Origin of the sequence: Allobosea caraganae, assembly GCF_003351345.1 — a bacterium.
Taxonomy (GTDB): Bacteria; Pseudomonadota; Alphaproteobacteria; order Rhizobiales; family Beijerinckiaceae; genus Allobosea; species Allobosea caraganae.
On record NZ_QQTO01000019.1, the window covers coordinates 651,719 to 675,401 of the forward strand.

Sequence of the window (23,683 nt, forward strand, 5' to 3'; positions counted from 1 at the left end):
TCGATGGCTAAGAAAAGCTCCGTCGAGAACAACGAACGCCGCCGCAAGCTCGTGAAGAAATTCGCGGGCAAGCGGGCCCGTCTTCTCGCGATCGCCAATGACGAGAGCCAGTCCATGGACGAGCGTTTCCTCGCTCGCCTGAAGCTGGCCGAACTGCCGCGCAACTCGGCCGCCAACCGCATTCGCAACCGCTGCGAAGTGACCGGCCGCCCGCGCGCTTTCTACCGCAAGCTGAAGATGTCGCGCGTTGCTCTGCGCGAGCTCGGCAACAAGGGGCTGGTTCCCGGCCTCGTCAAGTCGAGCTGGTGAGGAGGACGCATCATGGCGATCATTGATCCGCTTGGCGATATGCTGACCCGCATCCGCAATGCGCAGATGCGGCGCAAGTCCCGCGTGACCACCCCCGGCTCGAAGCTGCGCGCCCGCGTGCTCGACGTGCTGCAGTCGGAAGGGTACATCCGCGGCTATTCGACGACCGAGTTCGGCAATGGCCGGACCGAGTTCGACATCGAGCTGAAGTACCATGAGGGGCAGCCGGTCATCCGCGCGATCTCTCGGGTCTCGAAGCCCGGCCGCCGCGTCTACTCTTCGGTGGATACGATGCCCCGCGTGGCCGATGGCCTCGGCGTGACCATCGTCTCGACGCCGAAGGGTGTGATGCCCGATCATCTTGCCCGCGAGCAGAACGTGGGCGGCGAAGTGCTCTGCAAGGTCTTCTGACCTTCGCACCGCTGCTCATCAGGAGAGATCCAATGTCTCGTATCGGTAAAAAGCCTGTTCCGGTCCCCGCTGGCGTCACCGCCAACGTCACCGGCCAGCTGGTCAAGATCAAGGGCTCGAAGGGCGAGCTGTCCTTCGTGGTTCCGGAGGACGTCTCGGTCGCGCTCGAGGACGGCGCCATCGCCGTTCAGCCGCGCTCGCAGTCCAAGCGCGCCCGCGCACTCTGGGGCACCTCGCGTGCCCGCATCGCCAATCTCGTGACCGGCACCACCGCCGGCTTCGAGAAGAAGCTCGAGATCAACGGCGTCGGCTACAAGGCCGCCGTCAACGGCAAGGTGCTCAAGCTGTCGCTCGGCTACAGCCACGACATCGACTATGAGATCCCGGCCGGGATCTCGATCGTGACGCCGAAGCCGACGGAGATCGTCGTCACCGGCATCGATAAGCAGGTGGTCGGCCAGACCGCCGCGGAGATCCGCGAGTATCGTGGCCCCGAGCCCTACAAGGGCAAGGGTGTCAAGTACGCTGGCGAGTTCATCTTCCGCAAGGAAGGCAAGAAGAAGTAAGGACGCGAACGATGAGCAAGCAGACAGAAAACACTGCGCGCCGTCGGGCTCGGGTCCGTCGCGCCATCAAGGCGGTCGCCAACGGCCGCGCCCGCCTGTCGGTGCATCGCACCGGCAAGCAGATCTATGCCCAGGTCATCGACGACGCGCAGGGTCTGACCCTCGCCTCGGCCTCGACCCTGGACAAGGACATCCGCGCCGAGATCAAGTCCGGCGCGAATGTCGAGGCCGCGAGCACGATCGGCAAGCTGATTGCCGAGCGCGCCATCAAGGCCGGCGTGAAGGACGTGGTCTTCGACCGCGGCGCCTACATGTACCATGGCCGCGTCAAGGCGCTGGCCGAGGCGGCTCGCGAAGGCGGGCTGAACTTCTGAGAACGTCGCTCCATCCGGAGCGCTCGAGCGAGCGGCGAGTGCCTTGAAGCCTCGTCCGCGCAAGTAAGAGGAATGACATGGCGAGAGAACCTCGTGACCGTCAGGATCGCGATGAGCGCGATTCGGAATTCGTGGACCGCCTGGTCCACATCAACCGCGTCGCCAAGGTGGTGAAGGGCGGGCGTCGCTTCGGCTTCGCCGCGCTCGTCGTCGTTGGCGACCAGAAGGGCCGCGTCGGCTTCGGCCACGGCAAGGCCCGCGAAGTGCCGGAGGCGATCCGCAAGGCGACTGAAGCCGCCAAGCGCGGTCTCGTCCGCATCCCGCTGCGCGAAGGCCGCACGCTGCATCACGACGTCCATGGTCGCCATGGCGCCGGCAAGGTCATCCTGCGGGCTGCCCCGGCCGGTACCGGCATCATCGCCGGCGGCCCGATGCGCGCCGTCTTCGAGGCGGTCGGCATGCAGGACGTGGTGTCGAAGTCGCTCGGCTCCTCGAACCCCTACAACCTCGTCCGCGCGACTTTCGACGCGCTGAAGAACGAGGACAGCCCGCGCAGCGTCGCTGCGCGCCGTTCGCTCAAGGTCTCGGCCCTGCAGACGCGTCGTCGCGATGCCGGCACCGATGCCGCGGCCGAAGCGTGAGGGCTGGGTGATGGCAAAGGGTGAAACCACCGTCGTCGTCGAGCAGATCGGTAGCCCGATCCGCCGCGAGGCGTCGCAGCGCCAGACCCTGATCGGTCTCGGCCTGAACAAGATCCGTCGGCGCTCGACCCTGGTCGATACGCCTGCCGTGCGTGGCATGATCGACAAGGTCAGGCACCTCGTCCGCGTCGTCGACGCGAAGTGAGGGGGATTGTCCGATGAAACTCACAGACATCCGTGACAATGAAGGCGCGCACAAGTCGCGCATCCGCGTCGGCCGTGGCATCGGCTCCGGCAAGGGCAAGACCGGCGGCCGTGGTGTCAAGGGTCAGAAGGCCCGTGCCGGCGTCGCGGTCAAGGGCTTCGAAGGCGGCCAGATGCCGCTCTATCGCCGCCTGCCCAAGCGCGGCTTCCACAACCTGTTCGCCAAGGATCTGAACGAGGTCAACCTCGGGCGCATCCAGCAGGCGGTCGAGGCCGGCAAGCTCGACGGCAAGGGCGTCGTCACCATCGAGGCGCTGGTTTCGGCCGGCGTGATCACGCGGCAGGCCAAGGACGGCGTCAAGATCCTCGGCGTCGGCGAATTGAAGGCGAAGCTCGCCTTCGAGGTGGCCGGTGCGTCGAAGTCGGCCGTCGAGGCGATCGAGAAGGCTGGCGGTTCGGTGAAGATCCTGGCGGCTGCCGCTTCACAGGCGTGACACCAGCGCTTACATGAGCGATTGCGAACGGCGGCCGGGCCAGAAGCCCTTGGCCGCCGTTTGACTGTTGGACGCAAAGCGTGATGCCGAAAACGCGAAGCGGTTTTCGGGCGTACATTGCGCTTCGGTGATCTATCTACGACTCAAGGACCGGACGCATGGCATCGGCGGCTGAACAGCTTGCGGCAAATCTGAATTTCGGCGCATTCGCCAAGGCGGATGAGCTGAAGAAGCGCATCTGGTTCACGCTGGGCGCGCTGATCATCTACCGGCTCGGCACCTATGTCCCGCTGCCGGGCATGAACCCCGATGCCGTCGCCGACCTGTTCAAGCAGTCGCAGTCGGGCGTGCTCGGCCTGTTCAACATGTTCTCGGGCGGCGCCGTCGGGCGTCTGGCGATCTTCGCCTTGAACATCATGCCCTACATTTCGGCCTCGATCATCGTTCAGCTGCTCTCGAGCGTGATCCCGAGCTTCGAGGCGCTGAAGAAGGAAGGCGAGGCCGGCCGCAAGATCCTGAACCAGTACACCCGCTACCTGACGCTGGTGCTGGCGCTGTTCCAGGCCTGGGCCATCGCCGTGGGCCTGCAGGGCTCGGGCAACCTGGTGCATGAACCCGGCACGTTCTTCCTGATCTCGACCACGATCACGCTGGTCGGCGGCACGATGTTCCTGCTCTGGCTCGGCGAGCAGATCACCAGCCGCGGCATCGGCAACGGCACCTCGATGATCATCTTCGCGGGCATCATCGCCGAGTTCCCGGCGCAGCTGGCCCAGACCCTCGAGCTCGGCCGCCAGGGCGCGATCTCGACCGGGCTGCTGCTGCTGATCCTGGTCATGGCCGTCTGCGTCATCGCCTTCTGCGTGTTCATGGAGCGGGCCCAGCGCCGGCTGCTGATCAACTACCCCAAGCGCCAGGTCGGCAACCGGCTCTATGAGGGCCAGACCTCGTTCCTGCCGCTGAAGCTCAACACCTCGGGCGTCATCCCGCCGATCTTCGCCTCGTCGCTGCTGCTGCTGCCGACCACGGTGGCGAGCTTCTCGCAGGCTTCGGGCGGCACCGGCTTCCTGTCGATCATGGCGACCTATCTGGCGCATGGCCGGCCACTGTTCATGGTGCTCTACGCGCTGCTGATCATCTTCTTCTGCTTCTTCTACACCGCGATCGTGTTCAATCCGGTCGAGACGGCGGACAACCTCAAGAAGCATGGCGGCTTCATGCCGGGCATCCGGCCGGGCGAGCGCACCGCGGAGCATATCGACCGGGTGCTGACGCGCATCACCGTTCTCGGGGCAGGCTATCTGACCATCGTCTGCCTTATCCCCGAGTTCATGATCACCTATGCTCAGATTCCGATCATCCTGCTCGGCGGCACCTCGCTGCTGATCGTGGTGACGACGACGATGGATACCGTGGCGCAAGTCCATGGGCATTTGCTGGCCCATCAGTACGAGGGCCTGGTGAAGAAGGCGAAGCTGCGAGGGGCGAGGCGCTGATGCGATTGATCTTCCTGGGTCCGCCGGGGGCGGGTAAAGGTACTCAGGCAACCCGTATCGTCGAGAAGCACGGGATTCCGCAGCTCTCGACGGGGGACATGCTCAGGGCCGCAGTGGCGGCGGGCACGCCGATCGGAATCAAGGCGAAGGCGGTGATGGATGCGGGCGGGCTCGTCTCGGACGAGATCGTCATCGGCATCGTCGCCGACCGGATCGCGGAGCCGGACGCCAAGCGGGGCTTCATCCTCGACGGCTTCCCGCGCACGCTGGCGCAGGCCGAGGCGCTCGACGTCATGCTCGAGTCCAAGGGCCTGCCGCTCGACGCGGTGCTGGAGCTCAGGGTCGACCAGGACAAGCTCGTCGACCGCATCGTGCGCCGCGCCGAAGAGGCGAGGGCGGCCGGCCAGCCGGTGCGCAAGGACGACGACCCGGAGGTCTTCAAGACCCGCCTCGAGGCGTACAACCGGGATACAGCGGTCGTGGCGCCCTATTACGCCAAGCGCGGCCAGCTCACCGCGATCGACGGCATGAAGCCGATCGACGAGGTGACGGCGGCGATCGAGAAGGCGCTCGCGGGGCACTGAGCCGCGAGTTCGACAGCCGGCGCCTCACGCGGCGCTGGCGCGGATGTCGAACTCGAAATGCAGGGCATCATAGGGGAACAGGACGCCGTCCTCAGTCCGGTCGACGACGCCAGCCTGGATGAGCGCCGTCAGGTCGGAATGGACGCCCTTGAAGTCCCTCCCGACGCGCCGCGCGACCTCGCGATATGAGATCGGCCCCTGGCCCGCCATGGCCCGGACGACGTCGAGGCGCTTGGGCGAGAGGACGCGGTGCATCGTCTCATAGTCGACGAAGCTCAGGCCGGCGCTGCCTTCCGCCTTGCCCGCAGCCAGCGTGGCGCGGATGGCCTTGGCAACGTCTTGAAGGCTCTCGATTCGGATAGTCAGGGTGTTCATGGCCTCAACCCTTCGATGTCCCTGAAGAAGTCGTCGATCAACGTTTCAATGGTCGAGAAGGAGTAGGGCTGCTCGACCTCGCCGACGTGCTTGTGATCGCCCTTGCCGCGCTCGTTGTCGTAGCGGAGCAGGCATTCATCCCGCACCACATAGGCGAGGCGATATTTATAGCCATGCGCGCTGGCCGGCACCGACGTCGGCACATGCCAGACCTTCAGCTCGGCAAACGCGTCCTCCGCCAGGACGATCCGGCGGCTGATCAGCAAGGCGGCTTTCATGATGTAATTTAGGCCATCATACGCGCTGATGTAAATGCGTACATCGCCCGCATGTTCCGGCCGAGCCGCTGGGGCGCTAAAAGCGAGTTGACTCCTCGGTCCAAAGCGACTAACGAGCCCCATCCGGTTTCATGTGGCGATGCCGATGCCTTCGCGAGAAGGGATGGCGTCGCATTCTCGCGTGCTTCCGTTCAACGCCTGCATGGGCCGGCCTCCACCGGACGCAGGGCTTTCATTTCACGGCCGCGGCCGCCATCGGGCGCCGGGGCGACATGGAGAGAGACTATGGCTCGTATCGCGGGTGTCAACATCCCGACCGGCAAGCGCGTCGTCATCGGCTTGCAGTATATCCACGGCATCGGCGCCTCCAAGGCGCAGGAGATCTGCACCAAGGTCGGCATCGCCGCCGAGCGTCGCGTCAACCAGCTCACCGACGCCGAGGTGCTCCAGATCCGCGAGGCGATCGACCGCGACTACCTCGTCGAGGGCGACCTGCGCCGCGAAGTCTCGATGAACATCAAGCGCCTGATGGACCTCGGCTGCTATCGCGGCCTGCGCCATCGCCGTTCGCTGCCGGTCCGCGGCCAGCGCACCCATACCAACGCCCGCACCCGCAAGGGCAAGGCGAAGCCGATCGCCGGCAAGAAGAAGTAATTTCGGCGGGCCGCAATCCGGTCCGCTCTCTGCGTCGCCTGGCCCCATTGCGGGCAGGCGGCATCCCCAGCGCCTGGAATGACGGGCGCGCCTGAAGGATGGAAGAAAGACTATGGCCAAGGAAGCCCAACGCGTCCGTCGTCGCGAACGCAAGAACATCGTCTCCGGCGTCGCCCACGTGAACGCCTCGTTCAACAACACCATGATCACCATCACCGACGCGCAGGGCAACACGATCTCGTGGTCCTCGGCCGGCACGATGGGTTTCAAGGGCTCGCGCAAGTCGACCCCCTATGCGGCCCAGGTCGCGGCCGAGGACGCCGCCCGCAAGGCTGCCGAGCACGGCATGCGCACCCTCGAGGTCGAGGTCACCGGTCCGGGTTCGGGCCGTGAGTCGGCGCTGCGCGCGCTGCAGGCCGCCGGCTTCACCGTCACCTCGATCCGCGACGTGACGCCGATCCCGCACAATGGCTGCCGGCCGCGCAAGCGCCGCCGCGTCTGAGAGCGGGTTTGGGACTGCGGCGCTCGCAATGGCGGGCGCCGGTACGGGGCGGCCCGTCGCCGCCGAGAGATGAAGCACCAGGAGTGCGCTCGTGATCAGCAAGAACTGGCAGGATCTGTCCAAGCCGAACAAGCTCGAAGTGAAGGTCGGAGACGACCCGAAGCGTCAGGCCACCGTGATCGCGCGTCCGCTCGAGCGCGGCTTCGGCATGACGCTCGGCAACGCCCTGCGCCGCGTGCTGCTGTCCTCGCTCCAGGGCGCGGCCGTGACCGCCGTCCAGATCGACGGCGTGCTGCATGAGTTCTCGTCGATCCCGGGCGTCCGCGAGGACGTCACCGACATCGTCCTGAACATCAAGGCGATCTCGATCAAGATGCAGGGCGAGGGTCCCAAGCGCATGACCCTGCGCAAGTCGGGCCCGGGCACCGTCACCGCCGGCGACATCAACACCATCGGCGACGTCTCGATCCTCAACCCCGACCTCGTGCTCTGCACGCTGGACGAGGGCGCCGAGATCCGCATGGAGTTCACGGTCAACACCGGCAAGGGCTACGTCCCCTCCGAGCAGAACCGCCCGGAAGACGCGCCGATCGGCCTGATTCCGGTCGACAGCCTGTACTCGCCGGTCAAGAAGGTCTCCTACCGCGTCGAGAACACCCGCGAGGGCCAGAACCTCGACCGCGACATGCTGACCATGCAGATCGAGACCAACGGCTCGGTTTCGCCTGAGGACGCGCTGGCGCTCGCCGCCCGCATCCTGCAGGACCAGCTCGCCGTCTTCATCACCTTCGAGGAGCCGCGCAAGGAAGAGGCCGTCTCGACTGCGCCGCAGCTGCCCTTCAACCCGGCGCTGCTCAAGAAGGTCGACGAGCTCGAGCTCTCGGTCCGCTCGGCGAACTGCCTGAAGAACGACAACATCGTCTATATCGGCGACCTGATCCAGAAGTCGGAGGGCGAGATGCTGCGCACCCCGAACTTCGGCCGCAAGTCGCTGAACGAGATCAAGGAAGTGCTCGCCACCATGGGCCTCCACCTCGGCATGGACGTGCAGGGCTGGCCGCCGGAGAACATCGAAGAGCTCGCGAAGCGCTTCGAGGAGCATTACTGATCCCGGCGCGGGGTTCTCCCGCGCCAATCCCCGCCCGGCGCACTCAGCCGGAGCATAATGGACGGCCGTTCCGTGGCACGGCGGCCGTAATCAACCAAGGAGCCAAACCATGCGTCATGGATTTCGCGGTCGCCGTTTCAACCGCACGACCGAGCATCGCAAGGCGATGTTCGCCAACATGTCCCAGGCCCTGATCAAGCACGAGCAGATCACCACCACGCTGCCGAAGGCCAAGGACCTGCGTCCGGTCGTCGAGAAGCTGGTGACCCTGGCCAAGCGCGGCGACCTGCACGCCCGCCGCCAGGCGATCGCGCAGATCAAGGACGTCGTCCTGGTCGGCAAGCTCTTCGCGGTGCTCGGCCCGCGCTACAAGGAGCGCAATGGCGGCTATCTCCGCATCATGAAGGCCGGCTTCCGCTTCGGCGACAACGCCCCGCTCGCCGTGATCGAGTTCGTCGATCGCGACGTCGACGCCAAGGGCAAGGATTCGGGCCCGGTCTTCACCGCGGACGATCAGGCGGCCTGAGCGGTTTCGCCAGCGCTTTGAGATGAGAGGGCGGCCTTCGGGCCGCCCTTTTTCTTTGGCCGCCGCTATTGCTCGAGGTTCCTGCGGTAGTGGACGTAGCCCGTGCGGTCGGCGAGCTTGTCGTAGAGGCTCATGGCTGACGCGTTGGCTTCGTCCGTCAACCAGTAGACGCGGGGAGAGCCCGCTTGCTCGGCTGCCGCGCAGACGGCCTCGATCAGCTTTCGGCCGATGCCCTGGCCGCGCTCCTGCTCGCTCGTGAACAGGTTCTGGAGATAGCAGACGGGGGCGATCGTCAGCGTGTTGCGGTGGAAGATATAGTGGGCCAGGCCGAGAAGCCTGCCGCCGCGCTCGGCGACCAGGGCGTGGACCGGCTCGTTATCGTCGAGAAACCGCGCCCAGGTCGTGCGCGTGACGCCGTCGGATGCGGCAACGCTGTTGAAGCCGACGAAGGTGGTCCAGAGCGGCAGCCATTGTTCCCAGTCGGATGCGACCACGGGGCGGATGATGAAGTCGGGCATGCACGATCCTCGGTCGCACGGCGTCAGCGTTCTACGATGCCAGGTGAACGCGAGCCAGCGTCCGGCTGCGATGCTGTCCTTTGTGCTGCCTTGTCAGCCGCGGTTCGGATGCTAGATCGCCGTGCGTCCTATCGGACGCAAAGTGGCGATCTAGGCTTTTGTCATTGCATCGGATCTTTCCGAAAACCGGATTCCACTTTTCGGTCCGATGCTCTAGCCTCCCTTCAAACATGACCCGGTCCGAAGAGACCACGAAAAGGGAGGGGACCATGACTTACCGGATTTCGCCGACGCGCAGGCTCGCCTTGGCCGCAGGCTTCGCTTCCGTGGCAGCCCTGGCTATCGCCGCGCCCGCCATGGCGCAGGACGCCTACCCGTCGAAGCCGATCACCATGATCGTGCCCTTCGCCGCCGGCGGCTCGTCGGACGTGATCGCGCGGCTGGTAGGCGACGAGATGGGCCGCGTGCTCGGCCAGCGCATCGTCATGGAGAACATGGGCGGCGCGGGCGGGGCGACCGCCCTGACGCGGGCGGCGCGGGCCGAGCCGGACGGCTATACGATCGTGATCGGCAATAGCGGCACCAATGCCGCCTCCTACACGATCTATCCCGACCTCAAGTACACCCAAGCGGATTTCGCGCCGATCGGGCTCGTCGCCAAGACCTCGCCGATGATCGCGCTCAAGCTCGACTTCCCCGCGAAGACCCTGCTGGAATTCGTCGACTACGCCAAGAAGAACCCCGGCAAGGTTAGCCTCGGCCATGCCGGCGTCGGCTCGTCGAACTACCTGATCTGCCGCAACTTCATCAAGGCGGCCGGCGTCGACGTCGCGCTGGTGAGCTATCGCGGCGCGGGGCCGGCGCTCACCGACGCGATGGGCGGCCAGATCGACGGCGTCTGCGACGCCGCGACTTCGCTTTCCGGCGCGGTGCAGGGCGCCAAGGTCAAGGCGCTGGCGGTGGCGACGCCGCAGCGGCTCGAGAACCTTCCGGAGGTGCCGACCTCGCGCGAGGCCGGGCTGCCGGCCTTCGAGGCGCAGGGCTGGAACGCGCTCTTCGCGCCAAAGGGCACACCGGAGCCGATCATCATGAAGCTCAACCAGGCCTTGCGCACGGCGCTCGCGAGCGAGAACCTGCGCGGCCGATTCAAGGAGCTCTCCTCGGTGATGCCGGCGGCGGACGAGCTGACGCCGGCCTATGTCGGCGGCATGGTGCCGGGCGAGATCGAGAAGTACCGGCTGCTGCTGCAGGACAAGTGAAGGGTTTCCTCCAGGGGACAACCAGCAAGCGCGGGGAACCCTCTCCTGTAAGGAGAGGGCAGGGTGAGGTGTTGGCCAGAACACCAGTGAAACTCTGCGCGGCAGCGGTCAGGTCACGGCTAAAGCGTCAAACGGCCTACACCTCACCCAACCCTCTCCTTACAGGAGAGGGCTCCCTCGCCTTCTGGATTAGGTCTAGCCAGAAGGTGGGGGAGCCCTGGATTAGGTCTAGCCAGATCACGATCCGGCCATAGATTGAGGCCATCAGCGATGGCGCGTTTCCTGCGACGGCGATCGCGGCTAATCCGTATGACAGCAGCAGAATCAGTGTTTGGTTTCAGCGTGGAGAGAAGCATGGCCCGTGGAAACATGCTCACCCGGAGCAGGGCGCTCGTCGCCTGTGCGGCCATGACGCTCTTGATCGGCCTCGCGCCGATGCCGGCGCTCGCCCAGACGCGGCAGGCCCCCGAGAGCCGCCAGCAGATCAAGCTCTCCTTCGCGCCGATCGCGAACAAGACCGCGGCCTCCGTGGTCAACGTCTATGGCTCGCGCGTCGAAAAGCAGGCGCCGAACCCGTTCATGGACGACCCGTTCTTCCGCCGCTTCTTCGGCGATCGCGGCTTCGGCGTGCCGCGCGAGCGGGTGCAGCGCTCGCTCGGCTCCGGCGTGATCGTCGATGGCTCGGGGCTGGTGGTGACCAACAACCACGTCATCGAGAACATGAGCGAGGTCAAGATCGCCTTCGCCGACAAGCGCGAGATGGATGCCGAGATCCTGCTGCGCGATCCGCGCACCGATCTCGCCGTGCTCAAGCTGAAGGGCGCCAAGGACCTGCCGGCGCTCGACCTCGCCGATGCCGACCAGGTCCAGATCGGCGATCTCGTGCTGGCGATCGGCAACCCGTTCGGCGTCGGCCAGACGGTGACGCAGGGCATCGTCTCGGCGCTGGCGCGCACGCAGATCGGCGTCGCCGACGCGCAGTCCTTCATCCAGACCGACGCGGCCATCAACCCCGGCAATTCCGGCGGCGCGCTGGTCGACATGGACGGCAGGCTGATCGGCATCAACACCGCGATCTTCTCGCGTTCGGGCGGCAATCAGGGCATCGGCTTCGCCATCCCCTCCGGCATGGTCCGGCTCGTCGTGGACAGCGCCAAAGCCGGCGTCAGCACCGTGCGCCGGCCCTGGTTCGGCGCGCGCCTGCAGGCGCTGACCGCCGATGTCGCCGACGGGCTCGGCCTCGACCGGCCGGCCGGCTCCGCCGTCGTCAGCCTGGTCGATGGTGGCCCCGCCGCCGATGGCGGCTTGAAGCGCTCCGACGTCATCCTCGCCGTGGACGGCGTTGCGGTGGATGATCCCGAGGCCTTCGGCTATCGGTTCGCGACGCGCCCGCTCGGCGGCACGGCCAGCCTCACCGTGCTGCGCGGCGGCAAGCGCATCACCATTCCGGTCAAGCTCGAACCCGCGCCGGAGACGCGCCCGCGCGAGCCGGTGACGCTGTCGGGACGCTCGCCGCTCTCCGGCGCGACCCTGCTCAACCTCTCGCCGGCGGTTGCCGAGGAAATGGCTCTCGAAGCAGGCGCCGACGGCGTCGTCGTCAGCGATGTCGGCGAGGGCAGCACCGCGGCGCGCATCGGCTTCCAGAAGGGCGACATCATCATGGCGCTGAACGGCGAGCGCATGAAGAGCTCGCGCGATGTCGAGACCGCCTTCAAGGAGCGCAAGCGCGCCTGGGAGGTGACGATCTCGCGCGGCGGCCAGACCATCACCTCGGTATTCCCGGGGTGAGCGACCTCTTCGCCGCCTCCGGCCTCGACAAGAGCGGCCCGCGCCCGCTCGCCGACCGCGTCAGGCCGACGACGCTCGGCGAGGTCTCCGGCCAGGAGCACCTGACCGGGCCGGACGGGGCGCTGACCCGGCTCGTCGCCTCCGGCTCGCTCGGCAGCCTGATCTTCTGGGGTCCACCCGGCACCGGCAAGACCACTGTGGCGCGGCTGCTCGCCGGCCTGGTCGATCTCGGCTTCGAGCAGATCAGCGCGATCTTCTCCGGCGTCGCCGATCTCAAGAAGGTGTTCGAGGCAGCGCGAGGACGCAGGCTCGGCGGCAAGGGCACCTTGCTCTTCGTCGACGAGATCCACCGCTTCAACCGGGCCCAGCAGGACGCGTTCCTGCCGGTGATGGAAGACGGCACGATCACCCTGATCGGCGCCACGACCGAGAACCCGTCCTTCGCGCTCAACGCGGCGTTGCTGTCGCGCGCCCGGGTGCTGACCTTCAAATCGCTCGACGAACCAGCGCTGCTCTTCCTGCTCGGCCGGGCCGAGCTGCTGGAGAACCGCGAGCTGCCGCTGACGCCGGAGGCGCGTCTGGCGCTGGCGCGTTTCGCCGATGGCGATGGCCGCGCCGTGCTGACCTTGGCCGAGGAGACCTGGCGCGCCGCCAAGCCCGACGAGATATTCGACGAGGCCGGCCTCTCCGAGGTGATCCAGCGCCGCGCGCCGATCTACGACAAGGCGCAGGACGGCCACTACAACCTGATCTCGGCGCTGCACAAGACGATCCGCGGCTCCGATCCCGATGCGGCGCTGTACTACTTTGCCCGCATGCTTGATGCCGGTGAGGACCCGCGTTTCCTGGCGCGGCGGCTGGTGCGGATGGCGGTCGAGGATATCGGGCTGGCCGATCCGCAGGCGCTGGTGCATGCGCGGGCCGCGGCCGAGACCTATGAGCAGCTCGGCTCGCCCGAGGGCGAGCTCGCGCTCGCCAACACGGTGATCTACCTCGCGACCGCGCCGAAATCGAACGCGGCCTACATGGCCTACAAGGCCGCGGTGCGCGCGGCCAAGCAGGGCGGCTCGCTGATGCCGCCCAAGACCATCCTGAACGCCCCGACCAAGCTGATGAAGGAGGAGGGCTACGGCGAGGATTATTTCTACGACCACGACGCGCCCGACGCCTTCTCGGGCCAGAACTATTGGCCGGACGCGCTGGGGCGGCAGCAATTCTACGATCCGCCGGAGCGCGGCTTCGAGCGCGAGATCAGGAAGCGGCTGGAATACTGGGCGAAGCTGCGGGCGGAGCGGGGCGGCGAGTAGCGCCGCGTTTCAGGGCGTCAAAACGTCCGCTCGATGAAGACCTGCGTGGTGATCTGCCGGCCCGCCAGCCCGGCCGGAATCACGCGGCCGCCAAGCGAGAACTGGGCCCAGGCGACCGAGGTTTCGACGCCAGCCTTGAAGCCATCGACCGGCGTCCAGACCAGGTTGGCGGTGGCGCGGTCGATCCTGATCTTGCCCTCCGCCTGACCGGCAAGCGGCACCGAGAGCCAATAGCGGCTGACATAGGCATTGGTGGCGATCTCGTCGGTCCATTCGCGATGTGTCGAGAGCACGGCCGAGAAACCGCGGGTCGGATCGCCGCCGAACAGGACCTGCCGCACCACCCGCGTGTCGAGGTTGGAGCCGAGATAGGGGGCGCTGTCGATGCCGCCGACGATCTGGCCGGAGATGTTGCTCGGCTTACCGAGGATATCGGCCTCGTAGGTCGCGCCGATGATGCCGGCCCGGCCGAGCCTGTCCGGCGAACCCGGGATGTCGCGCAGCGCCAGCGCCGTGTGCACCGTCCAGGGGCCGGAGGCATAGACCAACCGGGCGACGCCGTCCGGCACGCGCCGGCCCTCCTGGACGGGGATGCTCGAGGTCGAGCCCAGCGCCGGGTCTTCGAGCGAGAGGCTGGCCGTCCAGCTTTCGGTCAACGGCAGGTCGAGGCCGATGAGGCCGACAGTGCGGCTGGGCACCTGTGCGCTGGTGTTGAAATCGTCGCCACCCCAGAAGCTGAAGCGGGAATCGGCCATGCCGAAGGTCCACGGGCCGATGGAGACCGTGGCCTCGTCGATGGTCATGCCCTGGTCGCTATCTGGCGGATTGCGCATCGACAGGCTGAAGATGGAGCCGATGCGCAGGCCCGAGGCGAGGTCGTGCGAGGTCGTGATGGTGAAGCTGGCGCTGACCTGCGTCGAGGTCGCATTCGGCGGAGGCGGCGGGGCCGAGCGTGAGACGCGATAGGCATCGTACTGCATGCCGGCATTGACGGAGCCGCTGATCGACAGGCAGGTGCCGGTGCCCGGCACGATGTAGCCATGCACGCTGTCGTCATCGGCGTCGTCGTCATCACTATCGTCGTCGCTGTTGTCGTCCGCGTCGTCGCTCTCCTCCTTGGCCGCGCTCGGGGCCGCTGCCGCGGGAGGGCTGGCGAAGAGCGGCGTTCCCTCGAATGGCGCGATCGTGCAGGCGCGCGCGAAGCTGGGCGCCTGTGCCGGCTTGAGCCGAGCGGGTGCGGCGCGCGCGCGCTCGGGGCAAGCGGCGGCGAACGCGGCGAGGAGCAGCAGCATGATCGTGGCGAGGCGCTGGCCGGGGCCGTCACCCGCGAGGGCTCTCGCGCATTCCATCTTTGGCCCGACGAGTTCGGCTGCGGGCGCGCATCTTGGTTCGCGCAACGGCAATTGTCGACGCTCAGGCGGCGGCCAAATCAGCGAAGCGGGCCGATTTCGTTTGTATGGGCCGGGCGCGCTGGCTATTGCAGTGCGATGACATCCGCTTTTCTCGTCTTCATCGGCGCCGGCATTGGTGGCGTGCTGCGCCATGGCGTCAACCTTGCCGTGCCGAAATGGCTCGGCATGGCCTTTCCATATGGCACCATGGCGATCAACATCGTCGGCTCCGGAGTCATGGGGCTGGTCGCCGGCTGGCTGGCCTTCAAGGCGGATTTCGCCTGGACGCAGAATGCGCGGCTCTTCCTGACCACCGGCATCCTCGGCGGCTTCACCACCTTCTCGGCCTTCTCGCTCGACGCGGTGCTGCTCTGGGAGCGCGGCGAGGCCGGGCTTGCGGGTGTCTACGTGCTGGGTTCGGTCATCCTGTCGCTCGCCGCGCTCGTCGGCGGGCTTGCGATCGTGCGGGGGCTGTCATGAGGCAGGGCGGCAAGGGGACGGGCGGCAAGGGCGCCAGCGGTCCGAAGCGTGACGGCAGGCCCCCGGCGACCGGGGGCGCCAAGCGGCGTCCGAGCCATGATGCGCGCCGGCGGGCGCAGGCCTCGGCCAAGGCGAAGCCGGATCTGGCCGAGACGATCGTCCGCGTTCCGACCACGCGCAAACCCGTTGCCGCAAAACCCGCCCGCCCGGCTGGGCCGACACGCGCCGAGGTGAAGGCGACGACCGCCGAGGTTCTGGCGACCGGCGTGCAGCAGCTCGTCGTGACCCCGGACGAGAACGAGATGCGGATCGACCGCTTCCTCGAGGCGCGCTTCCCGCAGCTCTCCTTCAGCCATATCCAGCGCATCGTCCGGAAGGGCGAATTGCGCGTCAACGGCAAGCGCGCCGACAGCAAGGACCGGCTCGAGGCCGGCCAGACCGTGCGCATCCCGCCGCTCAAGCTGGAACCGCAGGCCGAGCGGCCGCGCTCGCTCAAGGCCGATGCCGATACGATCGGCTTCCTGCGCTCGATCACGCTCTATGAGGACGACGACGTCATGGTCCTCAACAAGCCGGCGGGCCTCGCCGTGCAGGGCGGCTCGGGCACGACGCGCCATGTCGACGGCCTGCTCGACGCGCTGACCGGCAAGGACGGCCAGAAGCCGCGCCTGGTGCACCGGCTCGACAAGGACACCTCGGGCTGCCTCGTCATCGCCAAGTCGCGCTTCGCGGCTGCGACCCTGGCCAAGACCTTCCGCTCGCGCTCTGCGCGAAAGGTCTATTGGGCGCTGGTCGCCGGCGTGCCGCGCGTGCGCCAGGGCCGGATCTCGACCTACCTCGCCCGCGAGGAAGCCTATGACGGCGACCAGCGCATGGCGGTGGCCAAGCATGGCGATGACGGCGCCATGCATGCCGTGACCTATTACGCCGTGGTCGAGACCGCCGCGCAGAAGCTTGCCTGGCTCTCGCTCAAGCCGGTGACCGGCCGCACCCACCAACTGCGCGCCCACGCCGCCCATATCGGCCACCCGATCGTCGGCGACCCCAAGTATTTCAACATCAGCAATTGGGAGCTGCCCGGCGGTATCCAGAACAAGCTGCATCTGCTGGCGCGGCGGATCGTTCTGCCGCATCCGCGCGGCAAGGGCACGATCGACGTCAGCGCGCCGCTGCCGCCGCATATGCGCCAGAGCTGGAACCTGCTCGGCTTCGAGGATGCACCTTACGATCCGATCGTCGACGCGCCGGATGAATAGAGCACTCAGCGGAATCTCACCCGCGTCATCCCGGACAAGCGGCGAAGCCGCGCCGCTCCGGGATCCATCGTAAGGCTCCGGCGCTCTACGGTGGATCCCGGCGCTCCGCTTCGCTGCGGCCGGGATGACGCGGAGGGCATATCGGTCGACGGGCCTAAGTCGGGTTTCAGCTGACTTTGCGTAAGAGAACGCTTGCAGAACAAAATCGATTATGTTCTAATTTTGTTCTCAATCCTCTGACGCAGGTGCTCCGATGATGCGTTTCGCCTTCATTCTCGCTGGCCTGACACTTTCGCTGGCCGTTTCCGCCCATGCGCAGGCTCCTGCCGCGCCCAAACCGACCGCCGCCGCGGTAACAGCCGACGAGCCGGTGCCGCGGGCCGAGCGGGCCAAGGCGCGCCAGGATTGCCTGGCCGAGAACGTCGCGCTCTCCGGCGACGACCTGCGCCAAGCCATGCGCGACTGCATTCAAGGCAGGTTCCCGGGCGTGCAGCTCTATGCGCGCGACGGCCTGACGCGCGACGGCAAGCCGACCGCGGTCGCGGCCCGTAGCGCCTGCAAGACCGAGGCTGATGAGCGCAGCCTCTCCGGTACCGCGCGGCGCGACGCCCTGACCTCCTGCTTCAAGGCGAAGCGGCCCGACCTCGCCGCTCGCGCCGAATGCCGCAAGGAGAGCCGGGCCAAGGGGCTCGACGGCGAGGAGCTGCGCAAGGCGATCACTGAATGCGCCCGCGCGACCCAGTCATGAGCGACGCGCGCCAGAGGTGATGGCCCGGCCGCGCGTTTCGGGCTAAACGGCGGCCATGTCCCTCGTCATCTTCGATCTCGACGGCACGCTGATCGATTCAGCCGCCATCATCCTTGAGGCCCAGTACGTGACCTTCGCGCGCTGCGGGCTGGCCCATCCCGGCCGTGAGGCGGGCCTCGGCATCGTCGGGCTGACGCTGGATATCGCGCTGGCACGGCTGGCCGGGCTCGACAAGCCGGACGACACGCTGACCGAGACCTATCGCGAGGTCTTTGGCGCGATGCGCGTCCAGGCCGAGACCGATCCGTCCCTGGCCGAGCCGCTCTTTCCGGGCGTCGAGGCGATGCTGGCCGAACTGGCGGTGCGGCCGGGCATGCGGCTCGGCATCGCCACCGGCAAGTCGCGCCGGGGCTTGGAGTACATCGTCGAGCGCTATGGCTGGCAGAAATACTTCACCACGTTCCAGAGTGCCGATGACGCGCCCTCGAAGCCGCATCCCGGCATGATCCTGCGGGCGATGAGCGAGACGGGCACGCGGCCGGAGCAGACCGCGATGGTCGGGGACAGCTCCTTCGACATCGAGATGGCGGTTGCCGCCGGCGTGGCGCCCATCGCGGTGTCCTGGGGCTTCCAGCCGGTTGCGAGCTTGCAGGCACTGGGCGCGCGCGCCGTGCTGAATCACTGCTCCGAATTGTCCGGCGTGCTCGACCGGCTGCTGGTGACCGAGCCGGCGTGAGCGCACTGACGGCCTCGCCTCAGTAACACCCTCGCAACCACGTCCGCTCAGTAGCGTTTAACCTGAACACACGTTCAGATTTGGCCGTTAACCACCTGATGGCCTCTCACCCCTCATGGTGTTCCTGCAACAGGAACAACCCGGCATAAAACAACGCCGGACAGGGGTTGAACAATGATCAGCCATGAACTTCGTGAATTCGTCGATCGCGTGATGGACAGGCATGCGATCGACGACGAAGACGTCAAGATGCTTCAGCGCGAAATCTTGCTGGACAGCGTCATGAGCCGCGACGTCATCGATGTTCTCATCGCACTCGACCGTGCCGTGCCGGACAGCGCGACCAGCTTCGCCGATTACCTGGTCGCGCTCACCGTCGACTTCACGGTCTGGGAAAGCCGCCCGACCGGCGTGATCGACCGCGAGAAGGCGCATTGGCTGGTGGCGACGCTCTCATCCGGCGATGGCCCGACCGCGACGGCCCAGCGCATCGCCTTCGAGATCGTGCGCGAGGCCGAGCGCTGCGACGAGCTGTTGCTCGCTTTCGCCATGCGCAAGGGCGCCCTCAGCGCGCAACGCCTCAGCAGCGAGCGGATGCTGCTGGCCAGCTGAGCCAGCGAGGGCAGGGCGCACGACGTCGTCGCGCGACCTTCGCATCAGTGGACGTGAGCGCCGGCCTCCAATACATCCGACTGTCATAGTCTATGGCAGCCGGGGGACGCCGCGCATGTTCACGAAGATCCTGATCGCGAACCGTGGCGAGATCGCCTGCCGCGTCATCAAGACGGCGCGCCGCATGGGCATCAAGACGGTCGCGGTCTATTCCGATGCCGACCGCGATGCGCTCCATGTCGAGATGGCCGACGAGGCCGTCCATATCGGCGCTGCGCCTGCCGCCGAATCCTACCTCCAGATCGACAAGATCGTCGCCGCCTGCAAGCAGACGGGCGCCGAGGCCGTGCATCCCGGCTACGGCTTCCTCTCCGAGCGCGAGGCCTTCGCCCAGGCGCTGAAAGAGAACGGCATCGTCTTCATCGGCCCTAATCCGGGCGCGATCGCCGCGATGGGCGACAAGATCGAATCGAAGAAGGCGGCGGCCGCGGCGAACGTCTCGACCGTCCCCGGCCATCTCGGCATCATCGAAGACCCCGCCCATGCGGTGAAGATCTCCGACGAGATCGGCTACCCCGTGATGATCAAGGCCTCGGCCGGCGGCGGCGGCAAGGGCATGCGCATCGCCCATTCGGCCGGCGAGGTCGCCGAGGGCTTTGCCCGCGCCAAGTCCGAGGCGGCGTCTTCCTTCGGCGACGACCGCGTCTTCGTCGAGAAGTTCATCGTCGACCCGCGCCACATCGAGATCCAGGTGCTCGGCGACAAGCACGGTAACGTCATCTATCTCGGCGAGCGCGAATGCTCGATCCAGCGCCGCAACCAGAAAGTCGTCGAGGAGGCGCCGTCGCCGCTGCTCGATGAGGCGACCCGCCGCAAGATGGGCGAGCAGGCCGTCGCGCTGGCCAAGGCCGTGAACTACGATTCGGCGGGGACGGTCGAATTCGTCGCTGGCCAGGACAAGTCGTTCTACTTCCTCGAGATGAACACCCGCCTCCAGGTCGAGCACCCCGTCACCGAGATGATCACCGGCGTCGACCTCGTCGAGCAGATGATCCGCGTCGCCTATGGCGAGAAGCTCGCGATCAGGCAGGAGGACGTCAAGCTCAACGGCTGGGCGGTCGAGAGCCGCGTCTATGCCGAGGACCCGACCCGCAACTTCCTGCCCTCGACCGGGCGGCTCGTGACCTATCGCCCGCCGGCCGAGGGGCCCGACGGCGAGGCCACCGTGCGCAACGATACCGGCGTGTTCGAGGGCGGCGAGATTTCGATCTACTACGACCCGATGATCGCCAAGCTGGTGACGCATGCGCCGACGCGCGAGGCGGCGATCAAGGCGCAGGCGCGCGCGCTCGACGCCTTCGCCATCGACGGCATCCGCCACAACATCCCGTTCGTCTCGGCGCTGATGCAGCATCCGCGCTGGATCGCCGGCAACCTTTCGACCGGCTTCATCGCCGAGGAGTTCCCGGAGGGTTTTGCGCTGCCGGAGCCGAAGGGTGAGACGGCGCTGCGCATGGCGGTGATCGCGATCGCCTGCGACCACAAGCTCAACCAGCGCAAGCGCCACGTCTCGGCCCAGATGGAGGGCTGGCGCAAGGTCGAGTTCGAGCGCACCCGCATCGTCGCGCTCGGCAAGGCCAGCTTCGAGGGGCAGGTCACGGAGCAGGGCGGCACGCTCACGATCGAGATCGGCGAGCGCAGCATCGCAGTCGCGAGCGGCTGGCGGCCGGGCGAGCCGGTCTGGCAGGGCACGCTCGACGGCGTCAAGGTCGCGGCCCAGGTCCGCGCCATCCTGAACGGCGTCGCGCTCGGCCATGCCGGCGCCTATGCCAATGCCCGGGTCTATACGCCGCGCGAGGCCGAGCTTGCAGCCTTGATGCCGGAGAAGGTCGCGGCCGATACCGGCAAGTTCCTGCTCTGCCCGATGCCCGGCCTGGTCAAGGCCGTGTCGGTCAAGGTCGGCCAGGAGGTCAAGGCCGGCGAGCCGCTCTGCATGGTCGAGGCGATGAAGATGGAGAACGTGCTGCGCGCCGAGAAGGACGTCACCATCGCCAAGATCCTGGCGAAGGAGGGCGACTCGCTCGCCGTCGACGCCGTCATCATGGAATTCGCCTGAAGGCACGGCATTCCGGCATGCTACCTTTCCCCCGTCATGCTCGGGATAAGCCCCAGCATGACGGGAGTGCTGAACCTTACGATGGATCCCGGCGCTCCGGCCGGGATGACGCGGGGAGGTTTCGCCAAGCCCGCTAAGTGCTGTGCAACAAAACAAATTTGCTTTCCTTCATCCCTGGCGGGACAATCCCGCCCGCCGGATAGCGGCGCGGAGCCCGATATGCTGACGATCTGGGGGCGCATCAGCTCCATCAACGTGCAGAAGGCGGTCTGGGCGGCCGGCGAGGTCGGCCAGACCTTCGAGCGCATCGATGTCGGCGGGGCCTTTGGCGGCACCAGCGGCCCGACCTATCGCGCCAAGAATCCGAACGGGCTCGTGCCGGTGCTGGAGGACGGCGAAATCTGCATCTGGGAATCCAACAGCATCGTGCGCTATCTCGCCGCCCGCTACGGCGCCGGCTGGATTTGGGAGGAGGATCCGGCGCTGCGGGCCGAATCCGACCGCTGGATGGACTGGATGATCGCCGAGCTGCAGCCGGCGCTCAATCCCGGCTTCCGCATGCTGCTGCGCACGCCGCCCGAGCAGCGCGACCCGGCCGTGGTCGAAAACGCGATCGCCCGCACCGAGGCGCTGATGGCGATCCTCGATGCGCATCTCGCCCAGCGCAGCTACCTCGCCAATGAGCGCTTCGGCATGGCCGATATCACGGTCGCGCCCGGCGCGCATCGCTGGCTCAACCTGCCGGTGCAGCGCACGAAGCGGCCGCATGTCGAGCGCTGGTACGAGATGGTCTCGGCCAGGCCCGCCGCCAAGCCGGCCTTGCCGGTGCCGATCTCGTGAACTTGCCCTTGGGCGCCTTGATCCGGCCGCGATGGCTGCCATGATGTTGGGCATGATGATGAAATCGGCTTCGGCCCTCCTCTTTGCGCTCGTCGCGACTGCCCCGGCCCTGGCGCAGACGCCGCCCGTGCCGAACCCGACGCTTGCCGTCGACCGCGCGCAAATGGCGAGCTGCCTGCGCCAGAGTTCGACGGCCACCGGCGCCTGCGTCGGCTTGATCGCGGTGACCTGCGTGCGCGCCGTCACCGGCGACCGGCGCGATGCCGAGACCACCTGCGCCCGGCGCGAGGAGGCGGTCTGGCGCGAGCGGCTGGAGCTGGCGAGCCTCGCCGTGATGCGTGCCACCGATTCAGGCTCGCGCGGCCAGTTCGCCTCGCTGCAACTGGCCTGGGAGGGCTATGTCGCGCAGAAATGCGCCTTCTATGGCAGCACGCAGCCGGTGGCCCGTGCAGCGGGGATGCAGGCCGGCTGCGAGTTGCGCGAGGTCGCGAACCGCTCGCTCGAGCTCGAGCGCGCCATCACCCAGCGCGCCGCCAGCCAGCGCCGGCCGAGCAACAATCCGCCGCAGATCATCCGCTAGTCGTCATTGCGAGCGTTAGCGAAGCAATCCAGGGGGTCTCGCTCACCCGGTCCCCCTGGATTGCTTCGCTAACGCTCGCAATGACGGCGAGGGGCCGATGGGCTTGGAGGCGGGCGAGCTGTTAGCGGCTCGTCAGCATTCATCGGCTAGAGGCCTGATATTTGCTGGGAGCGCCGATGTTCTTCTTCGTGTCAAAACTCGTCTGGTTCGCGCTCTCGCCGGTGAACCTGCTGATCCTGTTGGCCGCGCTTGCGGCGCTGCTTGCCTTCACGCGCTTCGCCCGCTTCGGGCGCCGGCTCGGCCTCCTCGCCATACTCGGCCTGGTGCTGCTCGCCTTCAGCCCGCTGCCGCGCATCATCGTCCGGCCTCTGGAGGATCGCTTTCCGCAGCAGGATGCGGCGAAGGGGCCGGTCGCCGGCATCATCGTGCTCGGCGGCGCTGTCAGCATGCTGCGCGGCGAAGCCACCCTGAACGACAAGGCGACGCGCATGACCAAGGCGGTCGAGCTGGCGCGGCTGCATCCGCAGGCCAAGCTCGTCTTCACCGGCGGCGGCGAGAACCCGCTCTCCTCCTCGGGCATGACCGAGACGGACGGCGCGAGGAAGCTCTTCGCGGAACTCGGCCTGCCGCCGGAGCGGCTGATCTTCGAGGACAAGTCGCGCAACACCCGCGAGAATGCCGCGTTCACCCGCCGCCTCGTCGATCCCAAGCCCGGCGAGCGCTGGCTCCTGGTGACCTCGGCCTGGCACATGCCGCGCTCCATGGGCGTGTTCCGCAAGGCGGGCTTCCATGTCGAGGCCTTCCCGGTCGACTATCTCACCTCCGGCGAGACGACCGATTTCGTGCTGCCCTATCGCGAGGCCGCGCGCGGGCTCGACATCGCCAAGGACGGCACCAAGGAATGGGTCGGCCTGCTGGCCTATTGGGCGATGGGCTATACCGACGCCCTCTACCCCGGACCCTGAGACCGTCTGCGAATTCTACTGGCGAGGCCGTCTGACGCGGTTGTCTGCGCTTCCGGTGCTCACGGACAAACGTCCGCTGCGCTCCGGTTCTCGGCAACCACGCCAGCCGGCTCACGCTAGAGCCGGATGATTTCGTATGGAATCGCAAAGCGATCCCATCTGAAATCTGAATCCGTCTCTCATCAAAGAGTTAGAGCATGATGTCGTCCGAAAACCGGTTCCCACTTTTCGGCATCATGCTCTAGCGAATTCTCAAACGGTCTCGTCGCTCTGATCGTCACCCGGCAGGCTGAGCCGGTAGACGCCACGGAAGTCGTCGGGGTCGACTAGCCGGCCCTTGCGGGTGATGACGAGCTTGCCCTCCTTCATCAGCCTGATTGCGATTCTGCGGATGGGCTGCATCAGCGGGCCCCAGCCGTCGGGATGGGCGCCGCCGACGGCGCGCGCCGCCTCGGTCGGGCTGATCGTGTGACCCGGCCCGCGTTCGGCGAGCAAGGTGAGGATGGCGGCTTCAAGGGCTTCGGTCTGATCGGTCATGCCGCCCATGAGGCGTGGCGGGGCGGCT

At 67.0% G+C, this 23,683-nt stretch carries 30 protein-coding genes; 25 read left to right on the plus strand and 5 right to left on the minus strand.

The genetic code is table 11. The annotated features are described in order from the left end of the window. The first annotated feature begins 3 nt into the window (after nucleotides 1-3). From rpsN to DWF00_RS11350, 9 genes are all read left to right on the plus strand, one after another. Nucleotides 4-309 (plus strand): 30S ribosomal protein S14, encoded by a 306-nt coding sequence (gene rpsN / locus DWF00_RS11310; protein WP_114827658.1) that lies wholly within the window; start codon nucleotides 4-6, stop codon nucleotides 307-309. A 12-nt stretch (nucleotides 310-321) separates the two neighbouring features. Then, complete coding sequence (gene rpsH / locus DWF00_RS11315; protein ID WP_114827659.1) at nucleotides 322-720, plus strand: 30S ribosomal protein S8; 399 nt, start codon at nucleotides 322-324, stop codon at nucleotides 718-720. 32 nt (nucleotides 721-752) lie between these two features. Continuing rightward, on the plus strand, nucleotides 753-1,286 hold the full coding sequence (gene rplF, locus DWF00_RS11320) for a 50S ribosomal protein L6 (protein ID WP_114827660.1): 534 nt from the start codon (nucleotides 753-755) through the stop codon (nucleotides 1,284-1,286). An 11-nt stretch (nucleotides 1,287-1,297) separates the two neighbouring features. Next, on the plus strand, nucleotides 1,298-1,660 hold the full coding sequence (gene rplR, locus DWF00_RS11325) for a 50S ribosomal protein L18 (RefSeq protein WP_114827661.1): 363 nt from the start codon (nucleotides 1,298-1,300) through the stop codon (nucleotides 1,658-1,660). A 77-nt stretch (nucleotides 1,661-1,737) separates the two neighbouring features. Beyond that, nucleotides 1,738-2,301 carry a 30S ribosomal protein S5 gene (gene rpsE, locus DWF00_RS11330; RefSeq protein WP_114827662.1) on the plus strand — a complete coding sequence of 188 codons (564 nt, stop codon included), beginning with the start codon at nucleotides 1,738-1,740 and terminating at the stop codon, nucleotides 2,299-2,301. A gap of 10 nt (nucleotides 2,302-2,311) precedes the next feature. Further along, nucleotides 2,312-2,506, plus strand: coding sequence for a 50S ribosomal protein L30 (gene rpmD / locus DWF00_RS11335; protein ID WP_114828018.1), 195 nt, complete (start codon nucleotides 2,312-2,314; stop codon nucleotides 2,504-2,506). Nucleotides 2,507-2,519: 13 nt separating this feature from the next. Continuing rightward, complete coding sequence (gene rplO, locus DWF00_RS11340) at nucleotides 2,520-2,999, plus strand: 50S ribosomal protein L15 (protein WP_114827663.1); 480 nt, start codon at nucleotides 2,520-2,522, stop codon at nucleotides 2,997-2,999. A gap of 158 nt (nucleotides 3,000-3,157) precedes the next feature. Further along, the gene (gene secY / locus DWF00_RS11345; protein WP_114827664.1) at nucleotides 3,158-4,495 is read left to right on the plus strand and encodes a preprotein translocase subunit SecY; all 1,338 of its coding nucleotides are present in this window, start codon (nucleotides 3,158-3,160) and stop codon (nucleotides 4,493-4,495) included. Then, complete coding sequence (locus DWF00_RS11350) at nucleotides 4,495-5,079, plus strand: adenylate kinase (protein ID WP_114827665.1); 585 nt, start codon at nucleotides 4,495-4,497, stop codon at nucleotides 5,077-5,079. Before secY ends, DWF00_RS11350 begins: the two co-directional genes overlap by 1 nt. A 24-nt stretch (nucleotides 5,080-5,103) precedes the next feature. Here the strand turns inward: DWF00_RS11350 and DWF00_RS11355 are convergent, their stop codons facing one another. Further along, on the minus strand, nucleotides 5,104-5,454 hold the full coding sequence (locus tag DWF00_RS11355) for an HVO_A0114 family putative DNA-binding protein (RefSeq protein ID WP_114827666.1): 351 nt from the start codon (nucleotides 5,452-5,454) through the stop codon (nucleotides 5,104-5,106). Continuing rightward, nucleotides 5,451-5,732 carry a toxin-antitoxin system TumE family protein gene (locus DWF00_RS11360; protein ID WP_114827667.1) on the minus strand — a complete coding sequence of 94 codons (282 nt, stop codon included), beginning with the start codon at nucleotides 5,730-5,732 and terminating at the stop codon, nucleotides 5,451-5,453. Before DWF00_RS11360 ends, DWF00_RS11355 begins: the two co-directional genes overlap by 4 nt. A 285-nt stretch (nucleotides 5,733-6,017) precedes the next feature. Between DWF00_RS11360 and rpsM the strand changes: the two genes are divergently transcribed. The 4 genes from rpsM (at nucleotide 6,018) to rplQ (ending at nucleotide 8,522) form a co-directional block, all read left to right on the plus strand. Beyond that, nucleotides 6,018-6,386, plus strand: coding sequence for a 30S ribosomal protein S13 (gene rpsM / locus DWF00_RS11365; protein ID WP_114827668.1), 369 nt, complete (start codon nucleotides 6,018-6,020; stop codon nucleotides 6,384-6,386). Nucleotides 6,387-6,498: 112 nt separating this feature from the next. Then, nucleotides 6,499-6,888 (plus strand): 30S ribosomal protein S11, encoded by a 390-nt coding sequence (rpsK, locus tag DWF00_RS11370; RefSeq protein WP_043237079.1) that lies wholly within the window; start codon nucleotides 6,499-6,501, stop codon nucleotides 6,886-6,888. A gap of 91 nt (nucleotides 6,889-6,979) precedes the next feature. After that, nucleotides 6,980-7,996 (plus strand): DNA-directed RNA polymerase subunit alpha, encoded by a 1,017-nt coding sequence (locus DWF00_RS11375; RefSeq protein ID WP_114827669.1) that lies wholly within the window; start codon nucleotides 6,980-6,982, stop codon nucleotides 7,994-7,996. 109 nt (nucleotides 7,997-8,105) lie between these two features. Further along, entirely contained in the window at nucleotides 8,106-8,522 is a 417-nt protein-coding gene (gene rplQ / locus DWF00_RS11380; RefSeq protein ID WP_114827670.1) for a 50S ribosomal protein L17, read from the plus strand. Nucleotides 8,523-8,587: 65 nt separating this feature from the next. Here the strand turns inward: rplQ and DWF00_RS11385 are convergent, their stop codons facing one another. Further along, entirely contained in the window at nucleotides 8,588-9,040 is a 453-nt protein-coding gene (locus DWF00_RS11385; RefSeq protein WP_114827671.1) for a GNAT family N-acetyltransferase, read from the minus strand. 269 nt (nucleotides 9,041-9,309) lie between these two features. Between DWF00_RS11385 and DWF00_RS11390 the strand changes: the two genes are divergently transcribed. The 3 genes from DWF00_RS11390 (at nucleotide 9,310) to DWF00_RS11400 (ending at nucleotide 13,394) form a co-directional block, all read left to right on the plus strand. Continuing rightward, nucleotides 9,310-10,299: a tripartite tricarboxylate transporter substrate-binding protein gene (locus DWF00_RS11390; protein ID WP_114827672.1), complete on the plus strand. Its 990-nt coding sequence runs from the start codon at nucleotides 9,310-9,312 to the stop codon at nucleotides 10,297-10,299. A 354-nt stretch (nucleotides 10,300-10,653) separates the two neighbouring features. Next, nucleotides 10,654-12,087 (plus strand): DegQ family serine endoprotease, encoded by a 1,434-nt coding sequence (locus tag DWF00_RS11395; RefSeq protein WP_425453096.1) that lies wholly within the window; start codon nucleotides 10,654-10,656, stop codon nucleotides 12,085-12,087. Beyond that, nucleotides 12,084-13,394, plus strand: a complete 1,311-nt coding sequence (locus DWF00_RS11400) for a replication-associated recombination protein A (protein WP_114827673.1) — start codon at nucleotides 12,084-12,086, stop codon at nucleotides 13,392-13,394. The genes DWF00_RS11395 and DWF00_RS11400 overlap by 4 nt, the downstream gene beginning before the upstream one ends. Before the next feature lie 17 nt (nucleotides 13,395-13,411). On the opposite strand, the gene DWF00_RS11405 is transcribed toward DWF00_RS11400, so the two are convergent. Further along, nucleotides 13,412-14,743: a hypothetical protein gene (locus DWF00_RS11405; RefSeq protein WP_114827674.1), complete on the minus strand. Its 1,332-nt coding sequence runs from the start codon at nucleotides 14,741-14,743 to the stop codon at nucleotides 13,412-13,414. Nucleotides 14,744-14,881: 138 nt separating this feature from the next. Between DWF00_RS11405 and crcB the strand changes: the two genes are divergently transcribed. The 9 genes from crcB (at nucleotide 14,882) to DWF00_RS11450 (ending at nucleotide 23,118) form a co-directional block, all read left to right on the plus strand. Then, complete coding sequence (crcB, locus tag DWF00_RS11410; protein WP_114827675.1) at nucleotides 14,882-15,265, plus strand: fluoride efflux transporter CrcB; 384 nt, start codon at nucleotides 14,882-14,884, stop codon at nucleotides 15,263-15,265. Then, nucleotides 15,262-16,521, plus strand: a complete 1,260-nt coding sequence (locus tag DWF00_RS11415) for an RluA family pseudouridine synthase (RefSeq protein ID WP_114827676.1) — start codon at nucleotides 15,262-15,264, stop codon at nucleotides 16,519-16,521. The genes crcB and DWF00_RS11415 overlap by 4 nt, the downstream gene beginning before the upstream one ends. Nucleotides 16,522-16,774: 253 nt before the next feature. Next, on the plus strand, nucleotides 16,775-17,269 hold the full coding sequence (locus DWF00_RS11420) for a hypothetical protein (protein ID WP_114827677.1): 495 nt from the start codon (nucleotides 16,775-16,777) through the stop codon (nucleotides 17,267-17,269). Nucleotides 17,270-17,324: 55 nt separating this feature from the next. Then, nucleotides 17,325-18,005, plus strand: a complete 681-nt coding sequence (locus tag DWF00_RS11425; protein WP_114827678.1) for an HAD-IA family hydrolase — start codon at nucleotides 17,325-17,327, stop codon at nucleotides 18,003-18,005. Nucleotides 18,006-18,179: 174 nt separating this feature from the next. After that, entirely contained in the window at nucleotides 18,180-18,617 is a 438-nt protein-coding gene (locus DWF00_RS11430; RefSeq protein WP_114827679.1) for a hypothetical protein, read from the plus strand. A gap of 115 nt (nucleotides 18,618-18,732) precedes the next feature. After that, nucleotides 18,733-20,733, plus strand: a complete 2,001-nt coding sequence (locus DWF00_RS11435) for an acetyl-CoA carboxylase biotin carboxylase subunit (RefSeq protein ID WP_114827680.1) — start codon at nucleotides 18,733-18,735, stop codon at nucleotides 20,731-20,733. 219 nt (nucleotides 20,734-20,952) lie between these two features. Then, nucleotides 20,953-21,573 (plus strand): glutathione S-transferase family protein, encoded by a 621-nt coding sequence (locus tag DWF00_RS11440; RefSeq protein WP_114827681.1) that lies wholly within the window; start codon nucleotides 20,953-20,955, stop codon nucleotides 21,571-21,573. A 52-nt stretch (nucleotides 21,574-21,625) separates the two neighbouring features. Then, on the plus strand, nucleotides 21,626-22,153 hold the full coding sequence (locus tag DWF00_RS11445; protein ID WP_181832494.1) for a lysozyme inhibitor LprI family protein: 528 nt from the start codon (nucleotides 21,626-21,628) through the stop codon (nucleotides 22,151-22,153). A gap of 176 nt (nucleotides 22,154-22,329) precedes the next feature. Then, on the plus strand, nucleotides 22,330-23,118 hold the full coding sequence (locus DWF00_RS11450; protein ID WP_114827683.1) for a YdcF family protein: 789 nt from the start codon (nucleotides 22,330-22,332) through the stop codon (nucleotides 23,116-23,118). Nucleotides 23,119-23,370: 252 nt separating this feature from the next. Here DWF00_RS11450 and DWF00_RS11455 read toward each other — a convergent pair whose 3' ends face one another. Next, the gene (locus DWF00_RS11455; RefSeq protein WP_114828020.1) at nucleotides 23,371-23,655 is read right to left on the minus strand and encodes a DUF3253 domain-containing protein; all 285 of its coding nucleotides are present in this window, start codon (nucleotides 23,653-23,655) and stop codon (nucleotides 23,371-23,373) included. Between the last annotated feature and the right edge of the window lie 28 nt (nucleotides 23,656-23,683).

Coding starts and splice junctions, on each gene's coding strand:
- rpsN (WP_114827658.1), top strand. CDS start 4: ATGGCTAAGAAAAGCTCCGTCGAGAACAACGAACGCCGCCGCAAGCTC.
- rpsH (WP_114827659.1), top strand. CDS start 322: ATGGCGATCATTGATCCGCTTGGCGATATGCTGACCCGCATCCGCAAT.
- rplF (WP_114827660.1), top strand. CDS start 753: ATGTCTCGTATCGGTAAAAAGCCTGTTCCGGTCCCCGCTGGCGTCACC.
- rplR (WP_114827661.1), top strand. CDS start 1,298: ATGAGCAAGCAGACAGAAAACACTGCGCGCCGTCGGGCTCGGGTCCGT.
- rpsE (WP_114827662.1), top strand. CDS start 1,738: ATGGCGAGAGAACCTCGTGACCGTCAGGATCGCGATGAGCGCGATTCG.
- rpmD (WP_114828018.1), top strand. CDS start 2,312: ATGGCAAAGGGTGAAACCACCGTCGTCGTCGAGCAGATCGGTAGCCCG.
- rplO (WP_114827663.1), top strand. CDS start 2,520: ATGAAACTCACAGACATCCGTGACAATGAAGGCGCGCACAAGTCGCGC.
- secY (WP_114827664.1), top strand. CDS start 3,158: ATGGCATCGGCGGCTGAACAGCTTGCGGCAAATCTGAATTTCGGCGCA.
- DWF00_RS11350 (WP_114827665.1), top strand. CDS start 4,495: ATGCGATTGATCTTCCTGGGTCCGCCGGGGGCGGGTAAAGGTACTCAG.
- DWF00_RS11355 (WP_114827666.1), bottom strand. CDS start 5,454: ATGAACACCCTGACTATCCGAATCGAGAGCCTTCAAGACGTTGCCAAG.
- DWF00_RS11360 (WP_114827667.1), bottom strand. CDS start 5,732: ATGAAAGCCGCCTTGCTGATCAGCCGCCGGATCGTCCTGGCGGAGGAC.
- rpsM (WP_114827668.1), top strand. CDS start 6,018: ATGGCTCGTATCGCGGGTGTCAACATCCCGACCGGCAAGCGCGTCGTC.
- rpsK (WP_043237079.1), top strand. CDS start 6,499: ATGGCCAAGGAAGCCCAACGCGTCCGTCGTCGCGAACGCAAGAACATC.
- rplQ (WP_114827670.1), top strand. CDS start 8,106: ATGCGTCATGGATTTCGCGGTCGCCGTTTCAACCGCACGACCGAGCAT.
- DWF00_RS11385 (WP_114827671.1), bottom strand. CDS start 9,040: ATGCCCGACTTCATCATCCGCCCCGTGGTCGCATCCGACTGGGAACAA.
- DWF00_RS11390 (WP_114827672.1), top strand. CDS start 9,310: ATGACTTACCGGATTTCGCCGACGCGCAGGCTCGCCTTGGCCGCAGGC.
- DWF00_RS11395 (WP_425453096.1), top strand. CDS start 10,654: ATGGCCCGTGGAAACATGCTCACCCGGAGCAGGGCGCTCGTCGCCTGT.
- DWF00_RS11405 (WP_114827674.1), bottom strand. CDS start 14,743: ATGGAATGCGCGAGAGCCCTCGCGGGTGACGGCCCCGGCCAGCGCCTC.
- crcB (WP_114827675.1), top strand. CDS start 14,882: ATGACATCCGCTTTTCTCGTCTTCATCGGCGCCGGCATTGGTGGCGTG.
- DWF00_RS11415 (WP_114827676.1), top strand. CDS start 15,262: ATGAGGCAGGGCGGCAAGGGGACGGGCGGCAAGGGCGCCAGCGGTCCG.
- DWF00_RS11420 (WP_114827677.1), top strand. CDS start 16,775: ATGATGCGTTTCGCCTTCATTCTCGCTGGCCTGACACTTTCGCTGGCC.
- DWF00_RS11425 (WP_114827678.1), top strand. CDS start 17,325: ATGTCCCTCGTCATCTTCGATCTCGACGGCACGCTGATCGATTCAGCC.
- DWF00_RS11430 (WP_114827679.1), top strand. CDS start 18,180: ATGATCAGCCATGAACTTCGTGAATTCGTCGATCGCGTGATGGACAGG.
- DWF00_RS11435 (WP_114827680.1), top strand. CDS start 18,733: ATGTTCACGAAGATCCTGATCGCGAACCGTGGCGAGATCGCCTGCCGC.
- DWF00_RS11440 (WP_114827681.1), top strand. CDS start 20,953: ATGCTGACGATCTGGGGGCGCATCAGCTCCATCAACGTGCAGAAGGCG.
- DWF00_RS11445 (WP_181832494.1), top strand. CDS start 21,626: ATGATGATGAAATCGGCTTCGGCCCTCCTCTTTGCGCTCGTCGCGACT.
- DWF00_RS11450 (WP_114827683.1), top strand. CDS start 22,330: ATGTTCTTCTTCGTGTCAAAACTCGTCTGGTTCGCGCTCTCGCCGGTG.
- DWF00_RS11455 (WP_114828020.1), bottom strand. CDS start 23,655: ATGACCGATCAGACCGAAGCCCTTGAAGCCGCCATCCTCACCTTGCTC.